General features: G+C 42.0%; 12 protein-coding genes and 1 other annotated feature. Of the genes, 7 read left to right on the plus strand and 5 right to left on the minus strand.

Annotation, left to right across the window (positions count from 1 at the left end):
- Nucleotides 1–449: 449 nt before the first annotated feature.
- From clpB to rluD, 3 genes are all read right to left on the minus strand, one after another.
- The gene (clpB, locus tag L8S15_RS18860; protein WP_010434880.1) at nucleotides 450–3,023 is read right to left on the minus strand and encodes an ATP-dependent chaperone ClpB; all 2,574 of its coding nucleotides are present in this window, start codon (nucleotides 3,021–3,023) and stop codon (nucleotides 450–452) included.
- 142 nt (nucleotides 3,024–3,165) lie between these two features.
- Nucleotides 3,166–3,900 (minus strand): peptidoglycan editing factor PgeF, encoded by a 735-nt coding sequence (gene pgeF / locus L8S15_RS18865; RefSeq protein ID WP_010434878.1) that lies wholly within the window; start codon nucleotides 3,898–3,900, stop codon nucleotides 3,166–3,168.
- Nucleotides 3,901–3,908: 8 nt separating this feature from the next.
- Nucleotides 3,909–4,883, minus strand: coding sequence for a 23S rRNA pseudouridine(1911/1915/1917) synthase RluD (gene rluD, locus L8S15_RS18870; RefSeq protein ID WP_010434876.1), 975 nt, complete (start codon nucleotides 4,881–4,883; stop codon nucleotides 3,909–3,911).
- Nucleotides 4,884–5,020: 137 nt separating this feature from the next.
- On the opposite strand from rluD, the gene L8S15_RS18875 reads away from it, so the two are divergent.
- The 6 genes from L8S15_RS18875 to yjjX all read left to right on the plus strand — a co-directional run bounded on the left by L8S15_RS18875 (nucleotide 5,021) and on the right by yjjX (nucleotide 12,696).
- The gene (locus L8S15_RS18875) at nucleotides 5,021–5,749 is read left to right on the plus strand and encodes an outer membrane protein assembly factor BamD (RefSeq protein ID WP_010434874.1); all 729 of its coding nucleotides are present in this window, start codon (nucleotides 5,021–5,023) and stop codon (nucleotides 5,747–5,749) included.
- Nucleotides 5,750–5,889: 140 nt separating this feature from the next.
- Nucleotides 5,890–7,314, plus strand: a complete 1,425-nt coding sequence (locus tag L8S15_RS18880) for a lytic transglycosylase F (RefSeq protein ID WP_315897589.1) — start codon at nucleotides 5,890–5,892, stop codon at nucleotides 7,312–7,314.
- A 429-nt stretch (nucleotides 7,315–7,743) separates the two neighbouring features.
- A complete protein-coding gene (gene raiA, locus L8S15_RS18885) occupies nucleotides 7,744–8,079 on the plus strand; it encodes a ribosome-associated translation inhibitor RaiA (RefSeq protein ID WP_280574662.1) in 336 nt (111 codons plus the stop codon).
- Nucleotides 8,080–8,189: 110 nt separating this feature from the next.
- Nucleotides 8,190–8,311, plus strand: a sequence feature (Phe leader region).
- A gap of 12 nt (nucleotides 8,312–8,323) precedes the next feature.
- Nucleotides 8,324–9,499 (plus strand): prephenate dehydratase, encoded by a 1,176-nt coding sequence (gene pheA, locus L8S15_RS18890; protein ID WP_010434870.1) that lies wholly within the window; start codon nucleotides 8,324–8,326, stop codon nucleotides 9,497–9,499.
- A 334-nt stretch (nucleotides 9,500–9,833) separates the two neighbouring features.
- Complete coding sequence (locus tag L8S15_RS18895; protein ID WP_280574665.1) at nucleotides 9,834–12,212, plus strand: EAL domain-containing protein; 2,379 nt, start codon at nucleotides 9,834–9,836, stop codon at nucleotides 12,210–12,212.
- Entirely contained in the window at nucleotides 12,175–12,696 is a 522-nt protein-coding gene (gene yjjX, locus L8S15_RS18900) for an inosine/xanthosine triphosphatase (RefSeq protein ID WP_010434866.1), read from the plus strand. Before L8S15_RS18895 ends, yjjX begins: the two co-directional genes overlap by 38 nt.
- Nucleotides 12,697–12,824: 128 nt before the next feature.
- Here the strand turns inward: yjjX and trpR are convergent, their stop codons facing one another.
- Both trpR and sltY read right to left on the minus strand, forming a co-directional pair.
- Nucleotides 12,825–13,118, minus strand: a complete 294-nt coding sequence (gene trpR / locus L8S15_RS18905; RefSeq protein WP_010434864.1) for a trp operon repressor — start codon at nucleotides 13,116–13,118, stop codon at nucleotides 12,825–12,827.
- 174 nt (nucleotides 13,119–13,292) lie between these two features.
- Nucleotides 13,293–15,242, minus strand: a complete 1,950-nt coding sequence (gene sltY / locus L8S15_RS18910; RefSeq protein ID WP_280574669.1) for a murein transglycosylase — start codon at nucleotides 15,240–15,242, stop codon at nucleotides 13,293–13,295.
- 264 nt (nucleotides 15,243–15,506) lie between these two features.
- On the opposite strand from sltY, the gene ettA reads away from it, so the two are divergent.
- The gene (gene ettA / locus L8S15_RS18915) at nucleotides 15,507–17,174 is read left to right on the plus strand and encodes an energy-dependent translational throttle protein EttA (RefSeq protein WP_009848459.1); all 1,668 of its coding nucleotides are present in this window, start codon (nucleotides 15,507–15,509) and stop codon (nucleotides 17,172–17,174) included.
- Nucleotides 17,175–17,188: the final 14 nt, after the last annotated feature.

Raw genomic sequence — 17,188 nt, forward strand, 5'->3', positions numbered from 1 at the left:
TTGGTCACTCAGTTCATTGAAATCATTGTGTTACCGAAGTAACTGTTTTATCCAAAGGATAAAACGTTTTGATATTCATCAACGAGTGCCCACACAGATTGATAGGTTTAAATTGTTAAAGAGCTTTACTTCTTAAGCGTTCCTTTTAAGTAAGGAGCCTCTCGAAGTGGACGGCCATTCTAGCGAATTGGGTTCCAGTGTCAAACACTTTTTCTCGCTAATTTTTCAAAGCATCTTAAATGCTTAATGGCGTCTCGTTACTTAGTTCAAACCGCTTGGTTATCCTTGGGAACGGAGGCGCATTATAGAGAGAATAATCCTTTGCACAAGGGCAAAAATGAAAAAAAACCGTCGCAAGCGACCGTTCGGACACTATTCACACAAAGCGTTCAAAATAGGTACGATTAAACCTTAATTTCGGCTAATCGTACCTATTATTCATAGTTTGATTATTGATGAGCAATAATTCGGTCATTATTCACTAATAGCTGCACTTTCTTATCAGGATTGATTTTTCCCGCCAATATCGCTTTCGCTAACGGATTCTCGACACTCTGTTGAATCGCTCTTTTCAATGGTCGTGCGCCATACACTGGGTCGAAACCAACCTGAGAAATCAACTTAAGTGCTTTGTCGGATACTTCAAGTTCATAACCATTTTCTTCCATTCGCTTTTTAAGATGTTCAAGCTGAATAGAGGCTATGGACTGAATGTGATCTTGGCCTAGAGGATGGAACACAACACTTTCATCAACACGGTTCAAAAACTCAGGACGGAAATGCTTACTGACCACTTCCATCACCTCATTCTTGATTCCTTGATAATCAAGTGTATTGAAGTTTTCTTGAATTCTCGAAGAGCCTAGATTAGATGTCATGATCACGACCGTATTTCTAAAATCTACCGTACGACCTTGTCCATCAGTTAATCGTCCATCATCGAGAACCTGTAATAAGATATTGAAAACATCCGGATGTGCTTTCTCAACTTCATCCAACAAAATCACTGAGTAAGGTTTACGGCGTACAGCTTCTGTTAAATAGCCACCTTCTTCATATCCAACATAGCCCGGAGGAGCCCCAACTAAACGAGCAACAGAGTGTTTCTCCATAAACTCAGACATATCGATACGCACCATGGCATCGTCACTATCAAACATAAAGTTAGCGAGTGTTTTGCAAAGTTCGGTTTTACCTACGCCAGTAGGGCCAAGAAATAAGAAAGAGCCAATCGGCTTGTTTGGGTCTGATAAACCAGCACGGCTACGACGAATCGCATTCGATACCACTTCAACCGCCTCTGCTTGACCAATAACGCGCTTGTGCAGAACACCTTCCATTTTAAGAAGCTTCTCTTTCTCAGCTTCTAGCATTTTAGAAACAGGGATACCCGTTTGCTTCGATAGAACATCTGCTATTTCTGCATCGGTGACTTTGTTACGTAATAACGTCATTTCTTGCATTTCAGCTTGAGTCGCAAGATCTAACTGCTTCTCCAACTCTGGAATTCGACCATATTGAAGCTCTGACATTCGGTTAAGATCACCAGCTCGTCTTGCAAAGTCCATATCCATTCGAGCTTGTTCTAATTCCGATTTGATATGTTGCGTTCCAGACAAAGCCGCTTTTTCTGCATTCCACACTTCTTCAAGTTCCGCGAAGTCTCGTTCTTTATCGGAAAGCTCAGATTGCAATGTACGAAGACGCTTTTCACTGGCTTCGTCATTTTCGTTAGTTAACGCTTGCTGCTCGATCTTCAGTTGGATTATCTTGCGTTCTAATTTGTCCAATGACTCAGGCTTTGAGTCTATTTGCATACGAATGCTCGAAGCAGCCTCATCAATCAAATCAATAGCTTTATCTGGTAACTGACGATCTGAAACGTACCGATGAGATAATGTTGCCGCAGCCACAATAGCTGGATCGGTAATTTCTACATGGTGATGAAGTTCATAGCGTTCTTTTAAACCGCGGAGAATAGCAACGGTATCTTCTACGGTTGGTTCATCGACTATCACCTTTTGGAATCGACGCTCTAAAGCAGGATCTTTCTCAATATACTGACGATATTCATCAAGAGTTGTTGCTCCGACACAGTGCAACTCACCGCGAGCCAATGCTGGTTTCAGCATATTACCGGCATCCATAGAGCCTTCGCCTTTACCCGCACCTACCATAGTATGAATTTCATCAATGAAGAGGATGATGTTTCCTTCTTCTTTAGATAATTCGTTGAGAACTGATTTCAAACGCTCTTCGAATTCACCACGATATTTAGCGCCCGCAATCAAAGAACCCATATCTAACGACAGCACGCGACGGCCTCTTAAACCTTCAGGTACTTCGTTATTAATAATGCGTTGCGCCAAGCCTTCAACAATTGCGGTTTTACCAACACCAGGTTCACCGATAATAACTGGATTGTTTTTGGTTCGACGCTGAAGAACTTGGATGGTGCGACGAATTTCATCATCTCGACCAATCACAGGGTCAAGCTTGCCTTGCTCTGCTCTTTCAGTCAGATCAATGGTGAACTTCTCGAGTGCTTGACGTCGATCTTCTGCATTCGGGTCATCGACTTTCTGCCCACCGCGAACTTGTTCGATAGCTTGAGATAATTTTTTTTCTGTAAGACCTAGCTCTTTAAGCAAGTTACCTAAAGGTCCTTTATCTTCAATAGCTGCAAGTAAGAAGACTTCTGAGGATATATAACTGTCTTGACGCTTTTGCGCCACCTTGTCACATAGGTTGAACAACGTACCCATCGCACTAGAAAGCTGAACGTCACCACCGATACCACTTACTTTCGGTACACGGTCTAACATTTCACTCAATTTAGAACGAAGTTGAACCACATCAATATTCAACATAGTAAGCAATGGACGAATTGCACTACCATCTTGATTAAGCAACGACACCATTAGGTGTACTGGTTCTATATATTGGTGATCACGACCTAATGCGAGCGACTGAGCATCAGATATCGCAATTTGGAATTTACTAGTGAATCGATCGAGACGCATGCCAACCTTCCTACTCTTAGATATGTTTATCTTATGTTTAGAAGATGGATACGGTAACGAAGATTTTCAAGGGATAAAAATGAAGAATAGAGCTTATATGGAAATATAAATGAGCTCGATGGGTAATTACATTAATTAGAAGTTACTCTAACCAAATAAAGGTAGCCTGACGCCCAGTAATGCCATCACGACGATAAGAATAGAAAGCATCGGAATCAGTATAAGTACATAAATTCGAATCTGTCACCGAAGTAACGCCAACCTTATTGAGTCGTTGGGTTGCTAGTTGAGACATGTTTGCTAACCACTTGCCAGGTTCGGATTTGGCTTTAAATGCTAACTTCGCTTGAGCGTCAAAACGAACAAAAGCGTCCAACACATCGTTGCCAACCTCAAATGCCTCTTTACCAATTGCAGGGCCAAGCCAAGCAATAATCTGGTTATCTGAATCTAGGTTTGAAAACTTTGCGACGGCATTTTCAAGAATACCACCAGCAAGACCACGCCAACCTGCATGAACTGCAGCAACTTGAGTACCTTTGGTATCGGTAAGGATGACCGGTAAACAATCGGCTGTCATCGCAGAACACACAACACCCTTTGCAGTGGTAAATGTACCATCCGCATCAAGCACATTCACCGCAGGTTCTAAAACCGTAACAACATCAGTTGAGTGAGTTTGATTTAGCCATACCGGAGCCGTGGGCATCTTAGATTGTTGCTTTAGCCATGTTCGATTACTTTCAACAAGTAAAGCATCATCCCCAACGTGCATACCAAGGTTTAACCCTTGATAAGCACCTGTAGAACAACCATCAAAACGAGTCGAAGCAAATGCTTTTACGTTTTGTGGTGCATTCCAGTCAGGGATGATCATTGACACGATTAAATGTCGTCTTCTATGTTTTCGCGAGCATCAACACGCAATGCTTCAGCCATCACAACCATGTCATTTGGCACAGGTGCATGGAACTCAACTTCTTCACCAGTAATCGGGTGAACAAACTTCAGCATAACCGCGTGTAGTGCTTGGCGATCAAAAGAACGAATCATTGTCGTTAGTTCTTCAGATGCACCTTTTGGAATACGTGCACGACCACCGTACGCTATATCACCTAACAGCGGATGCTGAAGATATGACATGTGAACACGGATTTGGTGAGTACGACCGGTTTCTAGACGCAGACGAATACGAGTATGTTCGCGGAAATGCTCAGCAACACGGTAGTGAGTTACCGCAGGCTTACCCAATTCATTGACGTCCATTAACGTACGCTTCGTTGCATGACGGCTAATGCCTTTCTCTACTACACCGCCCGCAGTCATTTTACCAATAGCAATTGCTTCATATTCACGAGTAATACGACGCTTGGCAAGAGCTCGTACAAGGCGAGTTTGAGCTGGAACCGTTTTAGCCACAACCATAAGACCAGTTGTGTCTTTATCAAGACGGTGCACAATACCAGCACGAGGTACTTCGGCAATCTGAGGGTAATGGAAAAGCAATGCGTTTAGTATGGTTCCATCCGGCGTACCTGCGCCTGGGTGTACAACCAGGTCACGAGGTTTATTGATAACCAATAAATCATCATCTTCATAGACAATGTCTAACGGAATATCTTGTGCTTCCCAGCGTTCTTCATCCGCAAGCTCCGCTTGTAAGATGATCGCTTCACCGCCCAAAACTGTAGTGCGCGGTTTAGTGATAACTTCGCCATCCACTTGGATTTTGCCGTCAAGAAGCCACTCTTTAATACGAGAGCGAGAAAAATCAGTAAATAGTTCAGCGACAGCTTGGTCTAAACGTTGACCTAACTGGCTGCTTTTTACTGTGTCTGTTAATGTTATCTGCTGAGCCATATCGAACTTTTTTAAAAACCGTGAGACTAATACCCATTAGTATGGATAAAATAGAATAATTGCATCATTGTATCTGTTACTGGTTAGAAAGTAACGGAAGCTTACGAAATATTTAATTCAAGGAATCGACGCCTGACATGAAACACCTTACTTTATCGGGTCTATTAGCCGTATCACTCTTAGTTGGCTGTTCAAGTAGTGAAGAAATAGTACCGGATGTACCGCCATCGGTTCTTTACTCTGACGCTCAACAATCACTGCAGAGTGGTAGTTGGCTTTCAGCAATCGAAAAGCTAGAAGCCTTAGACTCTCGTTACCCATTCGGCGCCTATTCAGAACAAGTACAACTGGATCTAATTTACGCGTACTACAAAAATGATGACTTGGCACTTGGCCTTGCAACTATTTCGCGATTCTTACGTTTGAACCCAACCCATGAGAAACAAGACTGGGTACTGTACATGCGTGGCTTAACGCACATGGCTCAAGATAGAAACTTCATGCACGATATTTTTAATATCGACCGAAGTGACCGAGATCCAGAACCCGTGAAGCTTGCTTTTGCTGACTTCAAGCGACTGCTCGAACGCTTCCCTAGCAGCCCTTATGCCGAAGACTCACAAAAACGCATGTTCGCACTTAAAAACCGCCTAGCAGAGTATGACTTAGCAACGGCTGACTTTTACCTACGACGTGAAGCTTGGATTGCTGCAGTGAACCGTACACAAGAACTACAAAAAACCTACCCTGATACCATTGCGGCTCGTAAATCTTTAGACATACAGTTAGAAGCCTACAAAAAACTAGGTCTGGAAGATGCGGTAGCAAGAACAGAGCAGTTAATTGAGCTAAACCCACTACCTTAATCAACTACTTACATATCAATATAAAAAAGCGTGCTAATTTATTAGCGCGCTTTTTTTTAACCACATTTCGTAAACTTGATGAATCGCATAATACACGGTATCTTCAATAAATAACTTTTAACAAATCATCAACATGGAGTGTGGATGTGAGTAGGTTGTTATTATTTATTGGGATCATGCTATTTAGCCAAATTTCCCACTCATTGGAGTTATCCCCATTAAGCAATAAGCCTTACATGGGCGACTTGGATGTACTTAAAACCAAAGGAATGGTTAGAGTACTCGTGTCGGCCGATCTTGGATTTTATTACATAGAAGATGGCAAACCAAAGGGTATAGTGGCAGAGATGCTCTATCACTTTGAGAAAAATCTTCGTAAGAAACACCCTTACCTCAATGTTCAAATCATCCCCATACAAAGAGATGACCTACTCCCCTCGTTGCAATCTGGTTATGGCGATATCGCCGTAGCAAACCTAACGGTCACCGATAAACGCTTACAAGCCATCGATTTTTCAGACCCAATGATAACAAGTGTCAAAGAACTCATTATCACTGGGAAAAAGTCTCCCCCTATTACCGATATCAAACAACTAAGCGACAAAGAGGTGTGGATTCGTGCAAGCTCAAGTTATTTCGAGAGTGTGCAGAGAGTGAACAAAGAACTCAATAGATTAGATTTATCCCCACTTCACGTCCACTTTGTCGAAGAATCATTACAAGACTACGAACTGATCGAGTTAGTTAACCAAGGTTATATACAAGGCACGATACTCGATAGTCACAAAGCAAAACTATGGACTGACGTAATGGAAAATATTCAAGTCCATACCGACTTGCCTTTACGAGAAAATGGTCGCATTGCTTGGGCATTAAGAAAAGACAGTCCAATTTTAAAGAAAGAGATCAATAAATACGTTAAAACCTCTCGCAGCGGCACCTTACTCGGCAACGTGATATATCAAAAGTATATCGATAATACTCGCTGGCTAGGCCGAGCTCTCAATCCTAACAAAGTCGACAAAGTGGCTAAACTCGCTGATGTGTTTGAAAAATACTCAAGCAAGTATGAATTTGACCCTTTAATGATGTCAGCTCAAGGCTTTCAAGAATCAGGACTTGATCAGAGCAGGGTTTCTCACCGAGGTGCAATTGGCGTAATGCAGGTACTCCCGAGTACTGCTAGAGACAAAAACGTCAATATTAAAAACATTCACAAAGTGGATAACAATATCCACGCGGGCGTGAAATACATGCGTTTTATCAAAGATCGGTATTTTGATGACCCGGCAATATCTCCTGATAACCAAATCTACTTTACGTTGGCATCTTACAACGCCGGACCCGCTAAAATTAGAAAGATGAGAGCTATAGCCAAGGAAAAAGGTTATAACCCCAACATCTGGTTCAAGAATGTAGAAATCATCACGCGTAAGTATGTGAGTAAAGAACCCGTTACTTACGTCACTAATATCAACCGCTACTTCGTTATTTACAAACAATTACAGGCAATTAATACCATCCGAGAGAACGGTACAGCGAGATTACTACAAACCAGCGATTAACGTACAAACTCAAAAAAGTCATATTGAGTCCATACTAAACTTTCCGATTGCGAAATCGCGAAGCAACGAAAAACTAAAAAGCCCGCACAAGGAAACCGGTGCGGGCTTTCAATATTCCATTAAAGCAGAAGCTAAGTGTGCGTTAGTTCACATAATCTTATTGAGTGAATTTTCATCACGCACTTTAAAAAGGCTGTAAAACGCCCCTAAAAACTGATGTAATTTTTAGCGAAGCCTTGCCTCCAAGTTATCGTTTTTCATAAGGATAACAAGCATTTTTCGCCAAAAATATATCAAGACTTGCGTAAGATCACATTTGATTTTAATGCTCATCCCACCCAATAAAAATGAGATCCAGATCACATTCTAAATTCCTAAAAGTCGTAATCTGAAGTTAACCCATGAGGGATACAACAGAGGAAAACTTCTATGAAAATGAACATCACTGGTAAAAACATCGACATTACCTCTGCAATCCGTGATCACATAGAAAGCAAATTTAAAAAGCTTGATAAATGGCAAGTAGACATCATTGGTTGCCAAGCGAGCTTTAGTGAAGAACCAAACAAGAAAAAGAAATTTGAAGCGGTTCTAACCGTACCGAAAGGCAAACTTGTTGCTTCATCAATCCATGACGACCTCTACGTAGCTATCAACGAAGTAGAACAAAAACTAGAGCGTCAACTCAACAAGCTACGCCATAAACCAGAAGCGCGCCGCGCTGAAAAGCCTGAAATTGAAGAGCTAGAAGCTGAAGTAGAATAAGGAAAGAGAACAGATTAAAAAATAGCGCCTCAAGGCGCTATTTTTTTGCTTGACGCTCGTAGCTCGCTTGCTTATTGTGTTTAAACATTCATAAAACAATCACTTTTTATGCACTCTCAATCTTTGTTTATTTTTGACTTCTTTTTTCTTCCGTAAATCGGAGGCTGAGTCGTTTTAGAAAAACAAGTCAAAAACGAACAAGAAGCCTCCCACACTAGGGAGGCTTTTTTATAAGGACACATTTATGACTGACCGCTCAATTTCACTGGATGATATCCGCCTTCGTCTTAATGATTTAGATGACGAACTGCTGAGTTTACTTTCCGAACGTCGCAAACTCAGTATCGAAGTTGCGAAAAGCAAAGTAGAAACATCAAAGCCTGTACGCGATGCTGTTCGTGAGCAGCAGCTTCTGGTTAAGCTCATTAACAATGGTAAAGATAAATATGAGCTTGATGCGCAGTACATCACTAAACTGTTTCACACAATCATTGAAGATTCCGTTCTACTGCAACAGTCATACTTGCAAAATTTGGCGAATCCACAAAGCCGTAAGCCACTGGCTCGCGTTGCATTCTTAGGCTCTAAAGGCTCCTACTCTCATCTGGCGAGCCGTGAATATTTTAGCCGTAAGAATATGGAGTTGATTGAATTAAACTGTAATCACTTCAAAGAAGTAGCATCAACAGTAGAATCTGGCCATGCTGACTACGGTGTATTGCCTATTGAGAACACCAGCTCAGGGTCAATTAACGAAGTCTACGACCTACTACAACACACGACTCTTTACATCGTTGGTGAACTTTCTCAGCCTATTGAGCACTGCCTTGTTGCGAAAAGTGATATCCGTTTAGAAGACATCAAAACACTCTATTCACACCCACAGCCACATCAACAATGCAGTGAGTTTTTGAGTCGCTTAAAAGGCGTGAGTCTTGAATCTTGTGCAAGCACAGCAGATGCAATGAAGAAAGTAAAAGAACTGGATGGTGATGATGTTGCCGCTATTGGTAATGCGTCTAGTGGTAAGCTTTACGGCCTGCAGCCTATCCAAGGCAATATTGCAAACCAAACAGAGAACCATACTCGCTTCATCGTTGTAGCTCGCAAACCCGTTGAGGTTTCAACTCAAATTCCAGCTAAAACAACGTTGATTATGTCGACATCTCAAGAAGCTGGCTCCCTAGTGGAGACACTACTTATTTTGCAACGTCTAGGTATCAACATGACCAAGCTGGAATCTCGTCCTATCATGGGAAACCCTTGGGAAGAGATGTTCTATGTTGATTTAGAGGCGCACCTAGATTCAGATAACATGCAACAAGCGATAACTGAACTAACGGCCATTACCCGTCACCTGAAAGTACTGGGATGCTACCCAAGTGAAAACATTAAGGCGACTCAAGTTAAGTTGTCGTGAGCATGACGTGACTAGCATTTGGCCTATGATAGACCACTAAGTAAAATAACATCACTGCTAACGTAATAACGATTCGACCAAATGACGTACAAAAATATTTTGTTATATCTCAATTAGTTATTCGTTAGCAGGTTATTGTCAGCTATCAAACCTTTCTAGCTTCACCAAATCAACAGCTTCATTCACTCCATCTTCATTGATAAAACTTCCAACAATAAATCGAAAATCTAATTCCCTTCACAGGAACGCATCGAACTAAGTGCAATTAATAGCGAGCAAGCATTAAGTAACATAAAATCATCTGCTTAATTTATAAATAGTGTTGTCATTAACTATGAAGCTAAGTACTAAAATATTACTACTGATAACTCCTGTGATACTGATCAGTACCGCGGCTTCTAACTATATTATCTATTCAACGCAGAAAAGCAGCTTCATCAAACGCGAAGACAACGCACTTCAACTGAATATGGAAAAGTTAGCCGGGCATTTTCGACAGTCTCGCGCCTTCCTCAATAGCTACTCTTACACATTGACTCAAAGTGATATGGTTAAGCGGTACTTTTTCACCGAACAGAGTTTATCTCGCGATCTTGAATTGGTTAGTAATCTTCGAAAAGCCATACATGTATTGCAGGATGGTGATGAAAGTTATACTGGCTTAGCGATCCTCAATGGTGATCGAAAGCTCAATTACTACGCAGACAATAGCAATGATGTTAGAGCTCAGATTGACACTAAGATATTAGAATTTGTTGATCAACATTACCAAGAGACATTAGCAACATCGAGCACCAACTATATCCAAAACTCTCAAGGAGAAGGAATGTTGGTTCATTATGATATGCTAGGTAAAAAAGCCGTTGATCCATCCACAAACAGCCCACTCAATGATGTTTTTTTTGTTGTAGTCTCGGTCTCTCTCGACAAATTTAATGCACTGAGAAAACAGATAGAGTTCGACTATCAAACAAGTCTGTTTTTCACACCTATCGCGGTTTCGATGGACAACAGTGTTACTCACTCAGTAAAGCTTGCACCAGAGCTTTACGCCACAGTAGACCCTGCACAGTTTCTATTAGAGAACAAACTCGACTCCATTTGGAACAAACTAAGTTTATCATTTGCACTTTCTGCCTTAGTTACCGTCATTTTATTGCTCATGCTTTTGTCACGCAGTGTTATTACTCCGATAACACGACTCGATAGACAGCTACAACAAGTAGAGAAAAAACAACGTAAGAATATTGAACGCTTGGGTACTCGTGATGAAATTGGTCGTCTATCGCAGCGTTTTTATGACATGTACCAAGAGTTAGATAATACCTATCAGCAAACTAAGCTTTTGGCTGAGAATGATCAATTAACACAAATAGCCAATAGGCATCAATTTCAAACCTTTGTTCAACAATCGCTACCAAAGCCTAGCTCAAATACCGAAACATGGGTTCTCTACTTTGACCTGGATAATTTCAAGTTTGTTAACGACAAATACGGACATCAAATTGGTGATTCAATATTGGTCTCTTTCGCCAAGCGTATTTCCGATATTTGTGCCCATTATCAAACAAAATACGACGCTCACTGTATGCCTGCTCGCCTCTCTGGAGACGAATTTGTCGTGTACATCAATGCTCCCACTCAGAGAGGAAATATCGCCCATAAGTTTTCGGACGATTTGCTGACACCACTTCAAAAAGGCTTTACCACCGAATCTGGAAGTTTTCCAATTACAGCCAGTATCGGCATTGCAACATACCCTAACGACGGTCACTCAATTGAGAAGTTAATCTCACATGCTGACACGGCGATGTACCAAGCCAAGCGTGCGGGGAAAAACCAATTTGCTGACTATTCAAGAGATTTAGACAAAGTAATTCAACGCCAAGCAAACATCGAGCGAGCACTCAGAGACAAGAACTTTGATGACGAATTTAGACTCGTCTATATGCCCTATATGGATTCAACCGGAGCCCATATTATTGGTGTTGAGGTTTTATTGCGCTGGGATTCGAAACAACTTGGTTTAGTTCCACCTGATGAATTCATTCCAATTGCTGAACAAACTGGATTGTTCGAACAAGTTGACCGTTGGGTAATTCAAAATGCATTCATGTCTTTTCATCGACTTCAGGCTCAATTTGATCACTCGGTACAGCTATCAATTAACTTATCTTCTGCAGGGATAGAAACGACGCACCTTGCTGACTTCATTAAAGAACATGCTGATATTAATCAAATTCCACCTAGCTTGATTGATTTCGAAATAACCGAAACATTTTACTCAGATTCACAAGGCTTTCCGTTGCTCAACCAACTCTCGCTAATGGGCTATCGATTAGCGATTGACGACTTTGGATCTGGATATACTTCGATCACTCAACTGGTGCAGTATCCGACTCAAAAAATCAAACTAGATAAAGTCTTTTTAGACACCTTAATTGAAACCGATAATCAGAACATAGTAAAACCGATTATCGGGCTATGCCATGCTCAAGGCAAAAAGGTCACAGCCGAAGGCATCGAAACCGAAAGCATGCATCACTGGTTGCAAGATGCGCAGTGCGATATGCTGCAAGGCTATTACTTCGGTAAACCGATGCCATTGGAAGAACTGAACGAATGGTATCGACTACACCAACTCAATTTAATCGACAACAAAAAGAATCCAATACATGAAATCCGTCGTCATTGCGTCGCTGAACCCAGCTAAAATAAACGCCGTTAAAAGTGCATTCCTTTCTGCTTTTCCTGATTCTGAATTCGAATTCAAAGGTATCAGCGTCCCTAGTGGAGTGTCCGATCAACCGATGAGCAATGATGAGACTTATCAAGGCGCTCTAAATCGCGTTAACAATGCAATCCAAGAACTGCCAAATGCAGATTTTCATGTTGGGTTAGAATCTGGAATTGAAGGCAACGTTACCTTTGCTTGGATGATAATTGAAGCAAATGGTCAACGTGGCGAGTCTCGCTCTGCAAGCTTAATGTTACCACCTGTTGTGCTTGATAAACTCCAGCATGCGAATGAATTAGGAGACGTAATGGATGAAGTCTTCGGAACGGATAACATAAAACAAAAGGGCGGCGCAATTGGCTTACTTACACACAATCAACTATCTCGAAGTTCTGTGTATCATCAAGCTTTGATCTTAGCGCTGATCCCATTTGTTAACCCAGAACACTTCCCTAGCTAGATTTCATTGAAAGCATTTTTATCAAACATTTAGATTCGATAGATAAAAAGTGAGTGAGTCAGAAACAAAAAACGCTAACTTGTGGTTAGCGTTTTTATCGAATTCTTAAAGTGTGCTGTTTTAAGGGCTTACTTGAGTAGCAACCCCGAAATAGCGGCTTTCTCTTGTTCTGATTTAGCTTTTAGTTCGTTTGAACCGCGCGTGATAGTCGCCACACCCACTCCTAACATTTGACTCACCTGTCTCTGTGACATTTCACCTTTCATGAGTTCACAAAGGATATTCACTCGAGCAACCAAAGCATCTCGCTCATCAGATGTCATCATCATGGTCAACAACAGCTCATGCTGATCTTTTTCAGCCGCTGTTTTTACCAAATCCATTAGTTGTTGCCAATTATCATATTCAGGTTGTGATGCCATATATCTACACTTACTTTTAAATTTTGGCTTGAAGTAGCCGCTTAACGATTGAAAGCGTTTAACACTTTATACCGAAACACTAACTTTGATCCAATGCAAAAAAGCAGTAAGTGGAAATGGTTCGAACTCACTGCCTTTTATATTACTCAGCTTTAAACAAAAAGCATCGAGCCACTAATATTTAGTGGCTAGTTCATTAGGGGCCAAAAACGCGCCTTTCTCACCTAGAATATCTCGATAATACGTCTCGAACATCAAGATATTCTGAACGTAACCGCGCGTCTCTTTGAATGGAATCATTTCAATAAAGGCATACGCATCTAACTTTTCATCACTACGTGAACGCCACTGTTTTACTCTGCTAGGCCCTGCGTTGTAAGCGGCAAAAGCAAAAATACGGTTGTTGTCATATTGAGCAAGCAAACCATCTAAATAGTGGCTACCAATCTCAATATTCTTGCTGACATTATAAAGGTCGTCGCTTCCCTGATACTTAATTTGATGCTTTTTAGCCGTGTATTGAGCTGTCTTCGGCATGATTTGCATGATGCCACGTGCGCCAACAGGAGAGCGAGCTTCTGAATCCATCGCGCTTTCTTGTCTCGCTAAAGACATCAAAGTGATTGGGTCAATATCGTGTTTTTCGGCATAGAAGTTGAACCACCACTTGTGCGCAACTGGGAAACGTAAAGTAATATTGTCCCACATCTTCGCTGATATACTGGCCGTGACCGTTAGATGATTCCAACGCTTTGTCGCAGCATGAGCCGCAAGCATCGATTTTTGGTCTTTGTCTGCATTGGCTAATAACCAACGCCACTCACTCTTAGCTGCCGCAATTTTATCGCGTTCAATCAGCTCACCAATACGAGTCAATGATGTGTTAAAAGGTTTCACTGTTTCAGCATTGTATTTCAACGTGGATGTTGGGTACTGGATAGGCTCATCTAACTGCTTAGCTGCCGCTACACTGTAAAAGTTACGCTGCCCCATAATATCGGATAGTCTCTTGTTACCTTGAGCGCTATCCCCCGTCGCTATCTCAGCTCGACCCTGCCAATACTGCCAGCGAAGAGAAGCCTGATGCTTATCATCTAAGCGCGCTATCCACTCTTTCAAGCCAGTCCAATCTGCATGTTGGATAGCTAAGCGAGCACGTCGCTCCAGCAAGACCTGTTTCGATGAGCTCGCGAGCATTTTGTCTCGCCACGCCATCAACTCTTCAGAGTCGGTATTGATCAAGCGGAACGTTAGGTAGTCCGCTAGCTCTTGGGATTTTTCTTTCGAAAACTTTTGAGCTTTCACAACATCATCAAAAACCTCTTGAGCGCTGCTTGCTGACTTCCTTGCCAGTTTCTCAAAACCAAACTCGGTTTGAGCTTGGTAAAATTCATTCGCAGGGTGCTTCTTGGCAAACGCGAGAACATCTTCAGGCTTGTTGAACAACGCCTTCATCTGCTTGGCTTGAGCAATTGCCTCATCATAATCTAATTGTTTAATTAGATAAGTCATCAACTTACCGTTACGGCCTTCAAACGCCAACAACATCCTTTCTAGTATCAACTCATCGGTTCTTAAGCCAGCTTTATCCCACTCTTCAAAAAGCGGGTCACATGCGTCATCAACACCACTGCCGCTTAACCAAAGTTGCTTCGCACCTTTAAACGCGATTTCTTGATTACCTTGCTCATAATGAGCTCGGTAATAGATACATTGGTATTTTTCGCCAGTCGGCTCTTGGGTTTGAAATTCCAATATCGTTTGCCACTGCTTTTGAGAGGCTAGTGAATCCAGATAAGGTGCGCGCATACGATTCGAAAATGGCAGGGCTTTGTTTTCTTCTATAAAAGTATCCACTTCAGCAGGTGTACGATCGCCTAAGCCAATAAGAAAGGCGCGATAATCTGTGTATGGAGTTAAAGGGTATGTTTGAATTTTATTACGTAGCGCCGAGTAAGCTTTTAGGTCTCGGTTGTCTAAAACCTCTTGCGCTCTGTCATAAACATCACGCTGCATTTCAAGCTCAGAGACAGTGCTAGCCATAACCGTCGGAGCCAGTGAAAATGAAGACAAAATTGCTGCTGCAGCCACAGCAACCTTCGTATTACCAATGCGGAAAAACATTCGCTCTTTCCTTAGTGCGTGTATGAATACGTGAAGTCTATTTACGCCCGACATCACATCAAATGTAAAGGTTTTGAGTGTAAATATTATTAATATTTAACACTTCGCCTCAGAAGCCTATTAAATAAGGCTTTACTGATTATTGTGACAATAACTGGTAAGAATTTATCCAAGATTGGCTTTTCTACCCAAGGAGTAACATCTTTGGGGATATTGGTATAAAATAGCAGACAATTTTGAACAATAAATTAGGATCGATCGGCAATGGCTGAATACGTATATACCATGTCTCGGGTGAGCAAAACTGTTCCACCTAAGCGTCAAATTCTTAAAGACATTTCTCTTAGCTTTTTTCCTGGCGCTAAAATCGGTGTTTTGGGTCTAAATGGTTCAGGTAAATCTACCCTACTACGTATCATGGCTGGTATTGATACTGATATTGATGGTGAAGCTCGTGCACAACAAGGCCTTAAAGTCGGTTACCTACCGCAAGAACCTGTACTAGACGAATCAAAAACCGTGCGTGAAATCGTAGAAGAAGCGGTTTCTGATGTTGCAGACGCGCTTAAGCGTATCGATGCAGTTTACGCAGCTTACGCAGAACCAGATGCAGATTTTGATGCTCTTGCTAAAGAACAAGGCGAGCTTGAAGCACTGATCCAAGCAAAAGATGGTCACAACCTAGAAACAGCTCTAGAGCGCGCTGCTGACGCACTTCGTCTTCCTGAATGGGATGCGAAAATCGAATTTCTATCAGGTGGTGAGCGTCGTCGTGTTGCGATATGTCGTCTACTTCTTGAAAAACCAGACATGCTGCTACTTGATGAACCAACCAACCACTTGGATGCAGAATCAGTAGCATGGCTTGAGCACTTCCTTGTTGATTACAGCGGTACTGTTGTGGCAATTACCCACGACCGTTACTTCCTAGACAACGCTGCTGGCTGGATTCTAGAACTTGACCGTGGTGAAGGTATCCCATGGGAAGGTAACTACACATCTTGGCTAGAGCAGAAAGATGAGCGTTTGAAGCAAGAAAAAGCAGGCGAAAGCGCACGCCAAAAAACGATTGAGAAAGAACTTGAATGGGTTCGTCAAAACCCTAAAGGTCGTCAAGCGAAGTCTAAAGCTCGTATGGCTCGTTTTGAAGAAATGACGACTGGCCAATACCAGAAGCGTAACGAAACCAACGAACTGTTCATCCCACCGGGTGAGCGTTTAGGTGACAAGGTACTTGAAGTTAAGAACCTAACTAAGTCATTTGGTGATCGCGTTCTTATCGATGATCTATCATTCAGCATGCCTAAAGGCGCTATCGTTGGTATCGTTGGTGCCAACGGTGCAGGTAAATCAACACTGTTTAAGATGCTAAGTGGTGCTGAACAGCCAGATTCAGGGACAGTTGAACTTGGCGAAACGGTTAAACTTGCTTCTGTTGATCAGTTCCGTGACAGCATGGACGATACAAAAACAGTATTCCAAGAGATCTCTGAAGGCGCTGATATCATTAAGATCAACAACTTCGAAATCCCTGCACGTGCATACTGCTCTCGCTTCAACTTCAAAGGCAACGACCAACAGAAAATCATCGGTCAGCTTTCTGGTGGTGAACGTAACCGTGTTCACCTAGCTAAACTGCTAAAAGCGGGCGGTAACGTACTGTTACTCGATGAACCAACCAATGACCTTGATGTCGAAACTCTACGTGCACTTGAAGAAGCACTGCTTGAGTTCCCTGGCTGTGCAATGGTTATCTCGCATGACCGTTGGTTCCTTGACCGTATTGCGACCCATATCTTAGACTACCGTGATGAAGGTCAAGTTAACTTCTACGAAGGTAACTATACTGAGTACACTGAGTGGTTGAAGAAAACTCTGGGCGCACAGGCAGCAGAACCGCACCGTATCAAGTACAAGCGTATCGCTAAGTAAATTCGCTTGCATTT

Origin of the sequence: Vibrio sp. S/42/10 (assembly GCF_029890535.1) — a bacterium.
Classification (GTDB): domain Bacteria; phylum Pseudomonadota; class Gammaproteobacteria; order Enterobacterales; family Vibrionaceae; genus Vibrio; species Vibrio cyclitrophicus.

Bases quoted from the DNA above. Each gene is read 5' to 3' on its own strand.
- trpR (WP_010434864.1), bottom strand. From the start codon at position 13,118: ATGGCATCACAACCTGAATATGATAATTGGCAACAACTAATGGATTTG.
- L8S15_RS18895 (WP_280574665.1), top strand. From the start codon at position 9,834: ATGAAGCTAAGTACTAAAATATTACTACTGATAACTCCTGTGATACTG.
- pgeF (WP_010434878.1), bottom strand. From the start codon at position 3,900: ATGATCATCCCTGACTGGAATGCACCACAAAACGTAAAAGCATTTGCT.
- raiA (WP_280574662.1), top strand. From the start codon at position 7,744: ATGAAAATGAACATCACTGGTAAAAACATCGACATTACCTCTGCAATC.
- ettA (WP_009848459.1), top strand. From the start codon at position 15,507: ATGGCTGAATACGTATATACCATGTCTCGGGTGAGCAAAACTGTTCCA.
- rluD (WP_010434876.1), bottom strand. From the start codon at position 4,883: ATGGCTCAGCAGATAACATTAACAGACACAGTAAAAAGCAGCCAGTTA.
- L8S15_RS18875 (WP_010434874.1), top strand. From the start codon at position 5,021: ATGAAACACCTTACTTTATCGGGTCTATTAGCCGTATCACTCTTAGTT.
- pheA (WP_010434870.1), top strand. From the start codon at position 8,324: ATGACTGACCGCTCAATTTCACTGGATGATATCCGCCTTCGTCTTAAT.
- clpB (WP_010434880.1), bottom strand. From the start codon at position 3,023: ATGCGTCTCGATCGATTCACTAGTAAATTCCAAATTGCGATATCTGAT.
- yjjX (WP_010434866.1), top strand. From the start codon at position 12,175: ATGAAATCCGTCGTCATTGCGTCGCTGAACCCAGCTAAAATAAACGCC.
- sltY (WP_280574669.1), bottom strand. From the start codon at position 15,242: ATGTTTTTCCGCATTGGTAATACGAAGGTTGCTGTGGCTGCAGCAGCA.